The sequence below is a fragment of the Arthrobacter sp. NicSoilB4 genome, from assembly GCF_019977335.1.
Taxonomy (GTDB): domain Bacteria; phylum Actinomycetota; class Actinomycetes; order Actinomycetales; family Micrococcaceae; genus Arthrobacter.
In genome coordinates this window covers 693,628-709,425 of sequence record NZ_AP024653.1, presented here as the reverse complement: position 1 = coordinate 709,425, position 15,798 = coordinate 693,628, and the positions used below count along the sequence as shown (strand labels likewise).

Annotated in this window: 15 protein-coding genes and 2 riboswitches; of the genes, 5 read left to right on the top strand and 10 right to left on the bottom strand. The window is 67.5% G+C overall.

From position 1 onward, the window contains the following. Positions 1-45: 45 nt before the first annotated feature. The 7 genes from LDO13_RS03345 to LDO13_RS03315 form a co-directional block, all read right to left on the bottom strand. Positions 46-1,557 carry a molybdopterin-binding protein gene (locus LDO13_RS03345; RefSeq protein WP_224048654.1) on the bottom strand — a complete coding sequence of 504 codons (1,512 nt, stop codon included), beginning with the start codon at positions 1,555-1,557 and terminating at the stop codon, positions 46-48. Next, complete coding sequence (locus tag LDO13_RS03340) at positions 1,554-1,841, bottom strand: DUF6457 domain-containing protein (protein ID WP_224048653.1); 288 nt, start codon at positions 1,839-1,841, stop codon at positions 1,554-1,556. Before LDO13_RS03340 ends, LDO13_RS03345 begins: the two co-directional genes overlap by 4 nt. Continuing rightward, entirely contained in the window at positions 1,825-2,535 is a 711-nt protein-coding gene (locus tag LDO13_RS03335; RefSeq protein ID WP_224048652.1) for an NTP transferase domain-containing protein, read from the bottom strand. The genes LDO13_RS03340 and LDO13_RS03335 overlap by 17 nt, the downstream gene beginning before the upstream one ends. Positions 2,536-2,601: 66 nt before the next feature. Further along, a complete protein-coding gene (locus tag LDO13_RS03330; RefSeq protein WP_224048651.1) occupies positions 2,602-3,102 on the bottom strand; it encodes an HNH endonuclease in 501 nt (166 codons plus the stop codon). A gap of 222 nt (positions 3,103-3,324) precedes the next feature. After that, positions 3,325-4,071, bottom strand: coding sequence for an NlpC/P60 family protein (locus LDO13_RS03325; RefSeq protein WP_224048650.1), 747 nt, complete (start codon positions 4,069-4,071; stop codon positions 3,325-3,327). Between the two features lie 307 nt (positions 4,072-4,378). Then, positions 4,379-4,562, bottom strand: a riboswitch (cyclic di-AMP (ydaO/yuaA leader). Positions 4,563-4,684: 122 nt separating this feature from the next. Then, on the bottom strand, positions 4,685-5,503 hold the full coding sequence (locus tag LDO13_RS03320) for a M23 family metallopeptidase (protein ID WP_224048649.1): 819 nt from the start codon (positions 5,501-5,503) through the stop codon (positions 4,685-4,687). 4 nt (positions 5,504-5,507) lie between these two features. After that, positions 5,508-5,746, bottom strand: a riboswitch (cyclic di-AMP (ydaO/yuaA leader). 120 nt (positions 5,747-5,866) lie between these two features. Then, positions 5,867-6,562 (bottom strand): metal-dependent transcriptional regulator, encoded by a 696-nt coding sequence (locus LDO13_RS03315; protein ID WP_224048648.1) that lies wholly within the window; start codon positions 6,560-6,562, stop codon positions 5,867-5,869. 264 nt (positions 6,563-6,826) lie between these two features. Here LDO13_RS03315 and serC point away from each other — a divergent pair, with 264 nt between their 5' ends. Next, entirely contained in the window at positions 6,827-7,954 is a 1,128-nt protein-coding gene (gene serC / locus LDO13_RS03310) for a phosphoserine transaminase (protein ID WP_224048647.1), read from the top strand. 90 nt (positions 7,955-8,044) lie between these two features. On the opposite strand, the gene LDO13_RS03305 is transcribed toward serC, so the two are convergent. The 3 genes from LDO13_RS03305 to LDO13_RS03295 are packed head-to-tail and all read right to left on the bottom strand — an operon-like array spanning position 8,045 to position 10,404. Next, positions 8,045-9,370 (bottom strand): MFS transporter, encoded by a 1,326-nt coding sequence (locus tag LDO13_RS03305; RefSeq protein ID WP_346347036.1) that lies wholly within the window; start codon positions 9,368-9,370, stop codon positions 8,045-8,047. A 44-nt stretch (positions 9,371-9,414) separates the two neighbouring features. After that, positions 9,415-10,011, bottom strand: a complete 597-nt coding sequence (locus LDO13_RS03300; protein ID WP_224048645.1) for a DUF3027 domain-containing protein — start codon at positions 10,009-10,011, stop codon at positions 9,415-9,417. 9 nt (positions 10,012-10,020) lie between these two features. Then, a complete protein-coding gene (locus tag LDO13_RS03295) occupies positions 10,021-10,404 on the bottom strand; it encodes a cold shock domain-containing protein (protein WP_024366560.1) in 384 nt (127 codons plus the stop codon). A gap of 178 nt (positions 10,405-10,582) precedes the next feature. Between LDO13_RS03295 and LDO13_RS03290 the strand changes: the two genes are divergently transcribed. The 4 genes from LDO13_RS03290 (at position 10,583) to LDO13_RS03275 (ending at position 15,794) form a co-directional block, all read left to right on the top strand. Further along, positions 10,583-10,816, top strand: coding sequence for a hypothetical protein (locus LDO13_RS03290; RefSeq protein WP_224048644.1), 234 nt, complete (start codon positions 10,583-10,585; stop codon positions 10,814-10,816). Between the two features lie 10 nt (positions 10,817-10,826). Beyond that, on the top strand, positions 10,827-13,319 hold the full coding sequence (locus LDO13_RS03285; RefSeq protein WP_224048643.1) for a helicase-associated domain-containing protein: 2,493 nt from the start codon (positions 10,827-10,829) through the stop codon (positions 13,317-13,319). Continuing rightward, entirely contained in the window at positions 13,316-14,962 is a 1,647-nt protein-coding gene (locus LDO13_RS03280; RefSeq protein ID WP_224048642.1) for a DNA repair helicase XPB, read from the top strand. The genes LDO13_RS03285 and LDO13_RS03280 overlap by 4 nt, the downstream gene beginning before the upstream one ends. A 121-nt stretch (positions 14,963-15,083) precedes the next feature. Then, positions 15,084-15,794: a response regulator transcription factor gene (locus LDO13_RS03275; protein ID WP_069952599.1), complete on the top strand. Its 711-nt coding sequence runs from the start codon at positions 15,084-15,086 to the stop codon at positions 15,792-15,794. Positions 15,795-15,798 lie beyond the last annotated feature (4 nt).

Genomic DNA, 15,798 nt, shown 5'->3' with positions numbered 1-15,798 from the left:
GGCAAGCGCCGGGCCGGGTGGCCAGCGCGCGTTCAAGGCCGGGCACTACCCCAGCAATTCGCTCCAGTCCACGGTGCCGCCGGTGCCGGTGGGCTTCCGTGCGGCCCGCTTGGGGGCGGGCTTCTCCTTCGTCGCGGCCAGGTCCGGCAGGGCCTTGCCCCACGGAAGGGCGAAGGCCGGGACCGGTTCCCCCAGCTGCACGCCGTGCGGCGGTACCACCAGCACACCGTCGGCTGCGGCCAGTCCGCGCATCATTCCCGGGCCTGTGTGCTGCGCGGGAGATGCCATGCCGTACACCAGCCTGAAAGGCATCAGCCGGGTCCTGCCGGGGTCCGGGTCGATCATGGAGCCGCAGGGCACCTCGGTGACGGGCGGCAGCGTCCGGTGACCCAGCGCAGCCAGGAGCGGGGCACCGATGGTTGAGAGGGCCATCATGGCCGCGAGCGGGTTCCCGGGGAGCCCGATTATGAACCTGCCGTCGGGCAGTTCGGCCAGTACGGCGGGATGGCCGGGCCGCATGGCAACCCCATCGATGAGCAACCGTCCGCCCAGCTCGGCGACCGAACGCCGCAGGTGATCCGTGCCGGACCGGCCGGTGCCGCCCGTGGTGATGACGACGTCGGCGGGCAACAGTTCAGCGGCAGGAACCAGGTCGGTGGCGGATCCCCCCGAAGGCTGCGGCGTGATCGGCTCGCCGGCTCCCTCGGCGGGCTCGGTGTCCTCGAGCGCCGCGAGCCATTCGGCGTAGCTGTCGCCAATTTTTGTTTCGCCGGCACAGGTCCCGCCGAGCATGTCCACAACCGCCCCGAGCTGGGGACCGAACGTGTCGCGCACCTCACCAGGGCGCGGGATCCCTGCCGTGACCACCTCGGAGCCGGTGAACACCAGCCGGACCAGCGCTTTGCCCAGGACCGGGAGGGCGTCGTGGCCGGCGAGGGCTGCGAGGGCCAGATGGGCGGGGTTGAGCAGCGTGCCGCTCTTGATCAGCACGTCGCCGGCGGCGGCCTCCTCGGCTGCTTTCCGGATGTGTTCGCCGTTCCGCGGTTCGCCGGGTTTAGCGGCGCCGGCCAGCCGCAGGACCGGGAGACCATCCTCATCGGCGGCGATCTCGCCGCTTTCGCTCCGCAGCACGGCCTTTGCGCCGGGCGGGATCAGTCCGCCCGTGGCGATCGGGCTCGCCTGGTGGGGGGCCAGCCGCTGGCCGGGTTCCGCGAGGATCCAGGGTCCGCTGCCGTTGACGGCCCAGCCGTCCATGGCGGACGAGGCGTAGTGCGGCATGTCGACGAGGGCTTCCACGTCGGCGGCGAGGGTTCTCCCCAAGGCGTTCCGAAGGGCAACGGGCGCGGCGGGGATGGGAGTCGCGCAGTCGAAGGCGAGCTGCCAGGCCTCCTGCCAGGTGTGCGCGAGGTGCCGGTGCGGCACCTCCGTGTCTCCGCCGGGGCCGGAACTGGCGGCACCGCCGTCGGGAGTTGCGCCGGCGGTGCCTTCAACGGGCGTGTCACCGGCACGGTCATCCCCGGTGGCAGCAGCGCTGCCGTGAGGGGGTGCAGGCGTCATGCTCCGGAGACTTCGTTGGCTGCGTAATCCGTGGCAAGTTTGCGGGCTACGCCCATCGCGGCCTGCATCGAGACGGCGTCAGTGGCCTGGCCGGAGCCCGAGGCCAGGCCTGCGGCGAAGCCGGCAATGAATGTCGTCAAAGGTGCAGCCGGGCGGACCACTGAGTGCGCGGCGACACCGGCTAAAGCCAGCACCGCGTTCACATCTACCTCGACATCTTCCAGTTCCAGGGCCTGAAGCAGTGCGCGGCACCAGTCTTCCAGTGTTTCATCCTGGCTCTTCACCGCTTGCCTCCAAGGTCGAATTCTGCTGGGGAGCCCCGTGCCGGCTGGCTGCCGTGTGGCTGTCGCGGCCATGGCTGCCGGGCGGAACGGTTACCCCTAATGCGGACGCATCGTCCCAGGTGTCCACGTCATCCGTGGACCCCTCGGGGACGGGGACTTCCCGCACCTCCAGACTAGCAAGAAGGGCGAAAACCGAGGCATTATCGAGGGCGCCGCGCTGCCCGGCTTCGGTAACGCTCCTTTCTAGCGCGGCCGTGCCATATAAACCCACCAGCGGTTGACGCCGCCCGTCAGCGGCGACCGCCATCAGCCCGTCAGCCGAAGCGTCTTGCCCTGCCGCTTCCAGCAGCGTCCTGACGGCGGCGCCCGCCCGGGGCATGTCGCAGGCGAGGACAAGGGTGAACGGCGCCGCCGGCAGGTGCCGGCTGTCCGCGCCGCGGTGCCGTTCCAGGGCGGAAAGCCCTGCCGCGATGGCAGCGGCCGGCCCGGCAAAGGGCGGGTCCTCCCTGCAACTCAGCACTCCTTCCGGCAGCGTTCCCGGGTCGGGCCCGACGACGGCGACTGCTGCCGCGCCCCGCGCGGCCTGCAGGGCGCGCTCGAGGAGGGTGGCGCCGTCGTGCATCAGCCCTGGCTTGGGCACACCCCCCAGCCGGGAGGACCGGCCCCCGGACAGGATGACAGCATCGAATTCCACCGGACCAGCCTAACGCGCTCCGACACTGGCCGTCGGGCTCAGAAGGTCAGGCGCCGGCGAGCCGATTCAGGCGGCGGATTCCGGTAGCAGGAATGGATCCCAGGCAGGGGTGGGCTTTTCCAGCTCCTTGATCTGCCAGGTTGTGCCCTTGGGCGGCGCGGGGCTGAAGCTGAGCTTCCATCCCATTTCGCCCGGCGTGTGGTCGCCTTTGGCATTGTTGCAGCGCAGGCAGGCAGCAACGAGGTTTTCCCAGGAATCCGCACCGCCCCTGGATTTGGGCTGGACATGATCGATGGTGTGGGCGGCCTTGCCACAGTACGCGCAACGGTGCCCGTCGCGGCGGAGCACACCGCGGCGGCTGACCGTCGTCAGGGTGTTGTACCGGGGCCTGATGTAGCGATTCAGGAGAATCACCGAGGGCCGGCCAAGGACGTCCTGCGGTCCGACGACAGGATCGTCGCCCTCCGCCACGACACTGGCCTTTCCAGTCAGGACAAGGACGAGTGCCCGGCGGAAGGTCACTACCGCCAGTGGTTCATATCCAGCATTCAGAACGAGAGTGCGCATCCGCATACCTCTTCACGGCCGCACCCGCCAGGGGCACGAGGGCCGGCTGCCCTCTGCATGGTCGGGCTATGGATCGACAAAACAAGAGTAAACACCGAGGTGCCGTTTCACCGAATCCTTTCTTGCCGTCCGTGGTCCGTGTCGGCCGAAGTTCACGTTGCGGGAACGCAAAGGACCCCTGCCAAATGGCAGGGGTCCTTTGCGTTGTAACAGTTGGTGTCTTTAGCCGCCGACGCGGATGAAGACCGGGCCGGAGCCGACGTTCACGCTCTGCAGGGAGGTGGTTCCACCGTTCCAGCCGCCGTGAACGGCCATGCCGTTGCCGACGTAGACGGCGATGTGGGCCATGCCAGCGCCACCGTTCTGGTAGTACGCGAGGTCGCCCGGCTGTGCCTCGGCGGCGCTCACGGTGCGGCCGAGGGACAGGTAACCTGCCGGCCAGCCGTGGTAGTTGATACCCGCAGCGGCCAGAGCGTTCGTGGCGAGCGCGGTGCAGTCCTGGCCAACGCCGATCTGGGCGTAGGCGGCAGAGGCGATCGTGGCGCCCATGCCGCTGGCGACGTTGGTACCGGCCACGGCAGCGGTGGCGCCGATCTTGGTGCTGGCGGTCTTGGCGGTCGGCGTTTCCTGGACCTTTACGACGGGCTTCGGGGCCTCGACGACGGGGGCAGCAGTGGTGGTGACAGCCGGCTTCTCGTAGGAGATCGCAATGCTGGAAGCAGCCGAGATGGTCGCGGGGGCCGCGGACTGGACTTCGAGCGTGGAAGCGGAGGTGGACTCGCGCTGGACATTGGCCTCAGCAGCGTTGGCCGCGATGCCGCTGGTCAGGACGAGGCCGGAAGCTGCAGCGATGACTGCTGCCTGGCGGCCCATGCCACCGGCGTTGTCTCCGACAGTCTTAGCAATAACAGCCAGCGAGTTGGTCTTGGTGACCTCGGCGCGGTGCCGTGCGTTTGCACGAGTAGTCATTAAGTTCTCTCTTTCGTGATCCTGTGGCCGCGCTTTCAGGCGCAGGCTGAGGACGCTCCGGCATCTTGGGGGTACGCCGGATCGCCCCGAATGGGTTAGTTAGCGAAGGGTGTACTGCGAAGACGCGCCAAAAGCAGAAACTGCGTGCAGGTGCATAGCCTGCGGGCCGGACTCAGCAGAGATTGAGGCGGCGGTGTGAGATCCGTTCCGGGCGCCGGCAAGGGCGGCCCGGGAGTCGGATTTCAGCGGGCTCGTAAGAGCCGCGCAAGCGCGGTGACGCGCAGCATTGTGGCGTGAAGACACGAAAGTAGCCTCTCCCAATGCCTGCGAGGTGAGCTGTCGGATTCGGATGGGAGTCACCCGGCCGCGCCGCTTCCTGGGAAGCTTTGCGACTTAACCCCAAGGCCTTCTTTCGAAGACCAAAATTGGTTCCCCCGCCCCTGCCAGACGATGTAATGCGAACGGACCTTGAGCGGTGGCAGAGCTAGGCAATCCACTCAAGAGCGCCAACTTCGGAAAAGTTGGCGTAGGTCAAACGTACAACAGTTGGGACTCAATGTCACATTCGGATCACGGCGTGTCACAAGAATGCGAGAGCGTCCGATCAGCTTTGTTAAAGCCAGCCGGTCGGGTCAACAACTTCGCCGTTGACCATGACCTCGAAGTGAAGGTGGCAGCCTGTGGAGGCGCCGGTGGTGCCGCTCATCGCCACGACATCGCCGCGGGAGACCTGCTGGCCCACCTTGACGGTGTCTGAGGACAAGTGGTTATAGGTGGTCTCCAGGCCGTTGCCGTGGTCGATTACTACGCGGTTGCCACCACCGTAGGGGTGCCAGCCCGTGAACGTCACGGTTCCGCTGGCAGCAGCCATGACGGCCGTGCCGCACTGGGCGGCATAGTCCTGGCCGCGGTGGAACTCGCCGGAACCGCCGGTGATGGGACTGACGCGGTATCCAAAGGGTGACGCGGTTTTCAGCTGGGCCAGCGGCGCCCCGAGGCTGCCTGCGGAGGCCGCGCGGGTGATCGAACCCACGGACTGGGCGCTCAGCAGCTGCTTGAGCTTTCCGTCCGGGTCGCCTTGGGTGGTGACGGCGGTCCGGTTGAAGTCGATTTTTGCCTCGCCGGCCGTGACATCCGGCTGGACCGCGGCCGAGATGGATCCCGTGGATCCAGTGTTGGTGGCCATGACGGGGCCCGTGGCGGGGACGGTAACGGTGAGGACCAGACCCGTAGCAGCCAAGGCAATGCCGGCTTTTTGCCCCACGCCACTGGCGGCGGCAAAGTCTGTTACCTGGCGGAACGGGCTGCGGCGGCCTCTGCGTTCGTCACGGTGCGGGTCACGTGGGCGGTCTGCCATGATGGCGACGGCCGGACGCGGCTCCGGAGCGGGACCGGTCGCACGACGGCGGCCCCTGGTGGTCTGGGTGGTCAAGAACGGTTCCTCTCTGGAGAGCCTGCGAAGTTAGCTGTCGGATTCGGGTCAGAGAGATCAAAGACCCGGTCCGCCGTGGCAGGCGTCCAGACACAGAGGCATCCAAAGAGTCCCTCGGTGGTGTGCGCTTGCCGCTGACGGACTTCACCCCAAGGCTGCTGAACAGCCGGAAGTGGTTCCCCCGCCCCTGCCAGAAGGTGACTCTGCTACTGATCCGCTGGCAGAGCTCGGCTTCGGATCAGATAACGCTTTGGTATCGGTACTAGTGTTCAACTATAGGCGATTAAGCCTTGCAGAGATAAATCCGTTATCGAGCCTGTGCACAACTCATGGGTCGTCCGATGAGCAGTGGGTTAAGGGCTGTTAACCCACGGTAACGAAGACGTGGGCCGCAACCTCGGGCGGAAGTTCCAGGGCGCCTTCGATGTCCGGTACCCGGACGGAGATGTACTCCCCGACCCGCTCCAGCGACACCAGGGCGCCGGGCCGGATGCCGCCTTCCTCGAGTTGGACGAGCAGTTCCGGTTCCACCTGGATGGGCTCGGCCAGCCGGTTGACCATGACCCGGGATTCCGGACCGTAGCCCGCCATGGCTTCGAGCAGGTTCACAACCCCATCCCCGTAGGGCTGGGAAGGCAGGCCACCAAGTTCCGCGAGGCCCGGAATCGGGTTGCCATAGGGAGACACGGTGGGGTGATTCAGCAGCTCGAAAATCCGCCGCTCCACCCGCTCGCTCATGACGTGTTCCCAGCGGCAGGCTTCCTCATGCACATAGGCCCAGTCGAGCCCGATGACGTCCGCCAGCAGGCGCTCGGCAAGGCGGTGCTTGCGCATGACTTCGATGGCACGTTTCCGGCCGGTTTCCGTCAGCTCAAGGTGCCGGTCGCCGGAAACAACCACCAGGCCGTCGCGCTCCATGCGGCCGACGGTCTGGGAAACAGTGGGACCCGAGTGACGCAGCCGTTCGGCGATGCGGGCGCGGAGGGCAACGATGTTCTCTTCTTCAAGTTCCAGAATGGTCCGAAGATACATCTCGGTGGTATCGATCAGATCCGTCATTCAGCTCAGCTCCTCGAGCGCCGTCCTTGCGTGTTCCCACCGTACCGCGTGCTGCTTGCGCCCTGGCGGGGTCCGCCGTACGTTCGCAGGTCAGCTTAGCCTATTTTGAATTACTCCGGATAATCTCAGTGACCGGACTATGACGGACTTTTTTGCCTCCCCCGCCGGGCAGTCAGGCAGAATGAAACGCAAGGCTCCGTTGCAGCCACCCTGCCGGGCCACCTGCCGAGCCACGCTTTGTACCAGCCGAAAATTGGAGCCACTGTGAGCGACACCAGCATCACGATTCCCGCCAACCTCTTGCCCAAGGACGGCCGGTTCGGCGCCGGACCGTCCAAGGTCCGCCCGGAACAGATGGAAGCCCTTGCCGCGGCTTCCGGGCTGCTGGGTACATCCCACCGCCAGGCGCCGGTCAAGAACCTCGTGGGATCGGTCCGGAACGGGCTTAGCCAGTTCTTCCGCGCACCCGAGGGTTATGAGGTCATCCTGGGCGTCGGCGGGTCGACCGCATTCTGGGACATTGCCAGCTTCGGGCTCGTGGAAAACAAGGCCCAGCACCTGTCCTTCGGCGAATTCGGCTCGAAGTTCGCCTCCGCCACCAACAAGGCACCCTTCCTCGCGGACTCCTCCATCATCAAGTCCGAGCCGGGGACCCGCCCGGCGGCGCAGGCTGAGGCCGGCGTCGATGTTTACGCCTGGCCGCAGAACGAGACGTCCACTGGCGTGGCCGCCCCGGTCCGGCGTGTGGCCGGCGCCGATGCAGGCTCCCTCGTGCTGGTTGACGCCACGTCGGCGGCCGGCGGGCTGGACGTCGACGTCGCTGAAGCGGACGTCTACTACTTCGCCCCGCAGAAGAACTTCGCGTCCGACGGCGGCCTGTGGCTCGGCCTGTTCTCCCCGGCCGCGCTCGAGCGCGCGGCACGGATCAAGGCCAGCGGCCGCTGGATCCCGGACTTCCTGGACCTCCAGACCGCCATTGACAACTCGCGGCTGAACCAGACGTACAACACCCCCGCGCTGGCCACGCTCGTCACCCTCGACGCCCAGGTGCAGTGGCTCAACGCGAACGGCGGGCTGGACTTCGCCTCCGCCCGGACCGCGGATTCCGCCGGCCGCATCTACCGCTGGGCCGAGGCCTCGGAATATGCCACCCCGTTCGTGGCGCAGGCCGAGGACCGCTCCAACGTCATTGCGACTATCGACTTCGACGACGCCATCGACGCCGCGGCGATTGCCAAGGTGCTCCGCGCCAACGGCATCGTGGACACCGAGCCCTACCGCAAGCTGGGCCGCAACCAGCTCCGCATCGCAACGTTTGTGGCGATCGAGCCGGACGATGTGTCGGCGCTGCTGGAATGCATCGACTTCGTCGTGGGCGAGCTGAAGAAGTAACTCCCCCCGCAACCGGCGGAGCTGGCAGCGTCAGCTCCGCCGCGGTCGACGGCGTCGTCCGGGTCCTCTACCCGGGCGGCGCCGTCGTCGTTAGCGACCGCCCGCGTCCGGACCGGCTTCGCCAGGGCCGGTTGAGTCCGGGCCCGTTCCGCCTGGGCCGGCAGCCACGACGCGGAAGTGGCGCAGCCCGCGGGCCCTGCGGTCGAACCTGATCCTGAGTTGCTTGGCGCGGATGATCCACACAAGCCCGATCAGGGCCGCGATGAGGCCGGAGGCCGCCGCGACGCTCAGCGACCAGCGGGGACCGGCGACGTTCGCGACCCAGCCCACGAGGGGCGCCCCGATGGGCGTCCCGCCCATGAAGATCGCCATGTAGAGGGCCATCACGCGGCCCCGCATTACGGGATCCGTGGTCGTCTGGACGTAGCCGTTGGCGCTGGTCATCATCGTGATGGCGAAGAGCCCCACGGGAACCAGCGCCACGCCGAACCAGAAGTAGCTGGGGGCCAGCGCTGCGACGCCGGAGGCCACGCCGAAGGCGCCGGCGGCCCCGAAAATGATCCGCAGCCTGGGTTTCTTGCGCCCGGCGGACAGCAGGGCGCCGGCAACGGAGCCGATGGCCATGACGGAGTTCATCAGCCCGAAGGCGCTGGCGTCCAGGCCGAATTCCGTTCCGACCATGGCCGCGATGAACAGCACGAAGTTCAGGCCCAGGGTGCCCACGATGAAGACCCCTACCAGCACCACCACGATGTCCGGCCTGAAGCGCACGTAGCGCAGCCCCTCCCGGATCCGGCCCTTGCCCGCCGCGGCCCGGGGCAGTTGGCGCAGCGACGCGGTGGGAATCTTCCACAGGCTCAGCAGCAAAGCCACGAAGGTCAGGGTGTTGATCAGGAAAACCCAACCGGGACCGACGGCGACCGTGAGGATGCCGGCCACAGCGGGGCCGATCATCCGGGCCACGTTGAAGGACGCACTGTTGAGGGCCACGGCGTTGGGCAGGTAGTCGTCCCGGACCAGTTCGGAGACGAAGGTCTGGCGCACGGGGGCATCGAGGGCGGAAACGACGCCCAGCAGCAGGGCAAAACCGTAAACGTGCCACAGTTCGGCGGCTCCGGACACCACGAGAATGCCGAGGGCTGCACTCAGCAGCGCCATGGCGGACTGGGTCAGGACGAGCAGCTGTTTGCGGTTGAAGCGGTCGGCCATCAGCCCGGCCACCGGGGCGAGGAAGAGCTGGGGCCCGAGCTGCAGGGCCATGGTGATGCCCATGGCGCCGGCATCGTGTTCGGTCAGGTGGTCAAAGACCAGCCAGTCCTGGGCAGTGCGCTGCATCCAGGTCCCGATGTTGGAGATGACGGCCCCGATGAACCAGATCCGGTAGTTCAGGATATGCAGGGACTTGAAGGTGGACATCATGTCCAGCCCTCACTGCGCGGCGTCCCTGAGAGTTCCAACCGCTAGTCAGCCTCCGCGGCGGTCGACTCGCCTTCCGGAGCGTCTCCGGCGGCGTCTTCGGAGTCGTCTTCGGAGTCGTCTTCGGAGCCTTCCGGCGCGGCGTCAGCGCCGGGGGCGGCCTCGTCTGTGTCCTCCCGGGGCGCCACTGGCGCGGTTTCTCCGGGTTCGTCCTCGCCCTGCTCATCGCCGGGGCGGACCCGTTCGGCCCACGGAATCCATTCGGGCGCGAGGATCGAGTCTTCGGAAGGCAGCAGGCCCAGCTCGTCGACCGTAACAGCCTTGGACCTGGAGTTCCGGGTCAGCACGGCGTACCACTGCCAGCCGCCGTAGCCGGCGAGCTTGGACTCGAAGAGGTGCGTGACCAGGCGGTCGCCTTCGCTCTTGGCCGCAAGGTGCTGGCCGATCTGTTCGGCCGGGGCGATGCCCTCGATAGCCGCGCGGGCGACGTCGACGGCGGCGGCCAGGAAGGCATCCGGCTTGCCGGTGCGCCAGACGGGAACCCCGGCGCGCGGCTTGGAGCCCACTTTGGTTCCGGCTTTCTTGTCCCCGGCGGCGCTGTCCCCGGAGGCGGGCGCGGTCTGATCGGTTTCCGGAGTCATCGCCGGGCCTTACGCGTCCAGCTCGTCGGCAACCTTACGCAGGGCGACGGCGATCGCCTTGCCCTTGTTGCCTTCCGGGTACTTGCCCGCGGACAGCGTTCCGGACAGGTTGTCCAGCACGCTGACGAGGTCCTGCACCAGCGGGGCGAGGTCCTTCGCGCTGGGCCGTTTGGCCTTGGCGATGGACGGTGTCTTGTCCAGCACCCGCAGGCCCAGGGCCTGGGCACCCTTGCGCCCGTCGGCCACGCCGAATTCAACCCGGGTGCCGGCTTTGAGCTCGGTTACGCCCTCAGGCAACGCTGACTTCGGCAGGAAGACTTCCTGACCGTCCTCGCCCGCGAGGAATCCAAAGCCCTTTTCCTTGTCATACCACTTGACCTTGCCGGTAGGCACGTAATCAACCTTCTTCGTTCTGCGGGTGACACGGCCGGCGGTCACCGCATCCGCATTGATATGCGGGTTCAGGGTATGACTGCCCGGACCGTGTTGGTCTGTTCCCTCAAGGTTATCCTGCCCGGCCCACTTTGGCCGTTTGGGGCGCGGAACAGGCCGGACTGTTAGCGTTAGCTCCATGACTCCATTGCGATTCCGGCGGCCACTGTTGATCGTCGCGGCCGTCGCCGCTGTGCTGTCGCTCGCGGCAGTCGGCGTCGTGATGGCGATGGCCTTCAACAATGCCGTGTCGCCGGTGTGGATCACCTCCACGGCCCTCTACGGGCTTCCCGTGGCCTTCCTGCTGATGCTCTTGCTTGTGGTCGACGGCGTGGCAGCCCGCCGGCGCACACGAGGGCCGGACGAAAGGTAGCCTTGCACTGATGTCCCTTATCCGCGCACTGAGCAAGGAACTGCAGGCACGCAGCGATGATTCGTTGCGTGCCTTGTTCTCCGCGCGGCCGGACCTCATTTCCCCGGGCGTGCCGGACTTCGCGGCACTCGCCGCCCGGGCAAGCGGCCGCGTCAGTGTGCAACGCGCCCTGGAGCGGCTCAACCGCCCGGAAATGCAGGTCCTCGAAACCCTGCACCTGTGCACCAACACCGATACCGGGCACAGCGCCTCCGCCCCGATGCTGAAGAAGCTGATCAACGGCTCCACGCTGGCCTCTATCGAAAAGATGCTGCATTCGCTGCAGGAACTGGCCCTCGTCCACCGGGCGGAGCCACCGCACGGCGCCCCGGCCGCCGGGCCGAAGCAGCGGTATTACCTGCCGGTGGGCAGCCTCAAGGACGTGATCGGCATCTATCCGGCGGGGTTGGGGCGCAGCTACACCGAACTCGTGCGGCTCCAGCCGGCCTTCGCGCAGCGCGTGGTCCAGCTCGTCGCGGAACTCCACCGCAGCGGCGCGGCGGTCTCCCCCGCGACCACGCCGATGGAAGCCGCCCTGTCGCTGCAGCACTGGACGGCCACACCGGAGTCCCTCCGGCAGATCCTGGACACCGCCCCGGAACGCACCACCGCGCTGCTCGCACGCTTCGGAAACTGGGCCATGGGCGCCGTGCCCCAGGCGCAACGGCGCGCCTCCGTGCTGCACGAGCCCGCCGACGTCGGGCCGGTGGGCTGGCTCCTCGCCCGCGGGCTGCTGGTGCCGCTGGACGCGGCCCACGTTGAACTTCCGCACAGCGTCGGCGTCTCGCTGCGCGGCGGCTTTGTCATCGAGAAGTTCGCGCTGACTCCCCCGGTGCCACGGCTGGGTTCCACCACGGCCGCCCTGCGCCGCAATGCCGCGCTGGGCGCCATCGCCGAGACATTGCGGCTGGTCGGTGAACTGCTCTATATCGTCCGCGAGCAGCCCCTCGTCACCCTGCGCAGCGGCGGCGTGGGCGTCCGCGAGCTGAAGCGCCTCGCGGACGGGCTGCGTCTCGAGATGCACGACGCCGGTGTGCTGGCGGAGTTGTGCGCCCTGGCCGGACTCATCCGCCTGGACGTGGACAGTTCCGCCTGGGTCCAGCCGGCGCAGCTTGAATGGCTGACGCTTCCGCGGCAGGAGCAGTGGCTCTGGCTCGTCAATGCCTGGCTCGCCAGCGAGCGGGCGCCCTCCCTCGTCGGACAGCCCGTCAACGGCCAGTCCGCTGCCATGGCCGGCCACCGCGGCGCCGCCGGCAGTACCATCAACGCCCTTTCGGCCGAAGCCCAGCGCCCGGACGCCCCGGTGGTCCGGAAACGGATCCTGGAAATTCTGGCTGAACTGACCCAGGAGGCCGCGGCGTCGGACGGGCAGGCCCCGGTGCTGGACGCCGCCGCGGTGCTGGAGCGCGCCGACTGGACCCAGCCCCGGATGGCACGGCGTTTCAGCTCCCTGATCCGGGGTGTCCTGGCCGAGGCGGAGATGCTCGGCCTCATCGGTTCGGGCGCCCTCAGCCAGATCGGGGCGGCAATCGCCGCCGAAAATCCTGACGAGGCGCTGGGAATCCTGGGCGAACACCTGCCGGCGGCCCTGAACCATGTGCTGCTCCAGGCCGATCTCACCGCCGTCGCGCCCGGCTACCTCGCTCCGGAACTGACCGAAAAACTCCTCACCATGGCCGACGCCGAAGGCCAGGGCCCGGCCACGATCTACCGTTTCTCCGTCTCCTCGGTCCGGCGCGCGCTCGACGCGGGCCAGGATGCCCAGGCCTTGCTGGATTTCCTGGGCCTGCACTCGGCCACAGCAATCCCGCAGCCGCTGAAGTATCTGATCGAGGACACGGCATCCCGCCATGCCAGGCTGCGGGTGGGGGCCGCCACGAGCTTCATCCAGAGCGACGACGAGACGGCGCTCCTGGAACTGCTGAACACGCCCGGCGCGTCCGGCCTCGGCTTGGTCCGGATCGCACCCACCGTCCTTGTCTCGCACGCCGCGCCCCGGGACACAGCGCATGTCCTTCGGAGCCTGGGGCTGTCCCCGGCGGTCGAGGAATCCGAGGCCGGCGGCATCCGGCTGCGCCGCACCACCGCGCTGCCCGGCAGCGCCCGGCCGGTCTACAGCGCCCCGCGAACCGCCCCTCCGGAAGCCGACGTCGACGCCCAGCTGGCGGTGCTGCGCAGCGGACGGCCCTCAGCGGGGGGCGCCGCCGGACATCCCGCCGCGGCCCCCGGCAGCGAGGAGGCAACCCAGCTGGGCCTGGAGACCTTGCAAAAGGCGATCCGGCTCAAACAGCGCGTGGTGATGAACGTCGTCGATAGCCTGGGGAATTCCGTGCGGGAAACTGTTGTTCCGGTAGCTGTGAACGGTGGACGGGTCCGGGTGTTCGATCCGGAGAAGGACACCGAACGTGTACTGTCCATCCACCGGATTATTGACGTAGAAGCCGCAGAGGAATTGCTCCAGTGAACGACGGACCGCTGATCGTCCAGAGTGACAAGACCATCCTGCTCGAAGTCGACCACGAACTCGCCACCGAAGCACGCCACGCCATCGCCGCCTTCGCCGAACTGGAACGCGCCCCCGAACACGTCCACAGCTACCGGCTCACGCCGCTGGGCCTCTGGAACGCCCGGGCCGCCGGCCTCGACGCCGAAAAAGTGCTGGATACACTGCTGAAGTACTCGCGTTTCCCCGTGCCGCATTCCCTGCTGATCGACGTCGAAGAGACCATGTCCCGGTACGGCCGGCTGCGGCTCGAAAAGGATTCCCAGCACGGACTGGTCATGCGCACTTCTGACTATCCGGTGCTGGAGGAAGTCAGCCGCGCCAAGAAGATCGCACCTCTGCTGGGCCCGAGGATCGACGGCGAAACCGTTGTGGTGCACTCCTCCCAGCGCGGGCAGCTCAAGCAGCTGCTGCTGAAGATCGGCTGGCCTGCCGAGGACCTGGCCGGCTACGTCGACGGCACGCCGCACCCCATCATGCTCGACGAGTCCGGCTGGAAGCTCCGCCCCTACCAGCAGCTGGCGATGGAGAAGTTCTGGGCCGGCGGCAGCGGCGTCGTCGTGCTCCCGTGCGGGGCAGGCAAAACACTGGTGGGGGCCGCCGCGATGGCCACCAGCTCCACCACCACCCTGATCCTGGTGACCAACACGGTGTCCGCCAGGCAGTGGAAGGACGAACTCCTCAAGCGGACGTCCCTCACCGAGGAGGAGATCGGCGAATACTCCGGCTCCGTCAAGGAGGTCCGTCCCGTCACGATCGCCACGTACCAGGTCCTGACCACCAAGCGGGGCGGGCTGTACCCCCATCTGGAGCTGGTGGACGGCAACGACTGGGGACTCATCATCTACGACGAGGTCCACCTCCTGCCCGCCCCGATCTTCCGGATGACGGCGGATTTGCAGGCCCGCCGCAGGCTCGGCCTCACCGCCACGCTGGTCCGCGAAGACGGCCGCGAGGGCGAGGTCTTCAGCCTGATCGGACCCAAGCGCTACGACGCGCCGTGGAAGGACATCGAGGCGCAGGGCTACATCGCGCCCGCCGACTGCGTCGAGGTCCGGATCGACCTGCCCCGCGACGAACGCGTGGCCTACGCGATGGCCGAGGACGCCGACAAGTACCGGCTGTGCGCCACGTCCGAATCCAAGACCCTGGTGGTGGAACAGCTCGTCGCCGAGCATGCCGGCGAGCAGCTGCTGGTGATCGGCCAGTACATCGACCAGCTGGACGAGATCGGAGAGCGCCTGCAGGCGCCGGTCATCAAGGGCGACACATCCGTCAAAGAACGCCAGAAACTCTTTGATGCCTTCCGCGCCGGCGACGTGCAGACCCTCGTGGTGTCCAAGGTCGCCAACTTCTCCATCGACCTGCCCGAGGCGTCCGTCGCGATCCAGGTCTCCGGCTCCTTCGGCTCCCGGCAGGAGGAGGCCCAGCGCCTTGGCCGGCTTTTGCGGCCCAAGAAGGACGGCCGCGCGGCACGCTTCTACTCCCTGGTGGCCCGGGACACGCTGGACCAGGACTTCGCGGCCAAGCGCCAGCGCTTCCTGGCCGAGCAGGGCTACGCCTACCGGATCATGGACGCCAAGGACGTCGGGACAGTGAGCTGACCGCCCGGAACTCCTGGGCCCCGGGCAGTGCGCGGCGTACCGGCAACCGGGCGTGCCGGGAACACGCAACGCACATCTGGCATTCAGAAAACTCCCAGAGTCTGGGAGGATCATGGGAATCATGAAAAAGAACGGTCCCGAAGCCAAGCTGCTCGTCGTCGATGATGAACCGAACATCCGCGAGCTGCTGTCCACGTCCCTGCGCTTTGCCGGCTTCGAAGTCGTGTCGGCGTCCAACGGGCGCGAGGCCTTGGCGGCGGCGGATCTCCATTCCCCGGATCTGGCCGTCCTGGACGTCATGCTGCCGGATATGGACGGCTTCACCGTCACCCGCAGGCTGCGCGCTGCGGGCAAACACTTCCCCGTCCTCTTCCTGACCGCCAAGGATGACACCGAAGACAAGGTGATGGGCCTGACCGTGGGCGGCGACGACTACGTCACCAAGCCGTTCAGCCTCGACGAGGTGGTGGCCCGCATCCGAGCCGTGCTGCGCCGCACCCAGCCGTTGCAGGACGACGACGCGGTCATCCGCGTCGATGACCTGGAACTCGACGACGACGCCCACGAGGTGCGCCGCGGCGGCACGGTGATCGAGCTGTCGCCCACCGAATTCAAGCTCCTGCGCTACCTCATGCTGAACCCCAACCGCGTGCTGTCCAAGGCCCAGATCCTGGACCACGTCTGGGAATACGACTTCAACGGCGACGCCTCGATCGTGGAGTCCTACATTTCCTATCTGCGCCGCAAGGTGGACATTGATCCCGACGCCCCGGCGCTGATCCAGACCAAACGCGGCGTCGGCTACGTGCTGCGGACGGCCGAGAAGCGCTGACCCT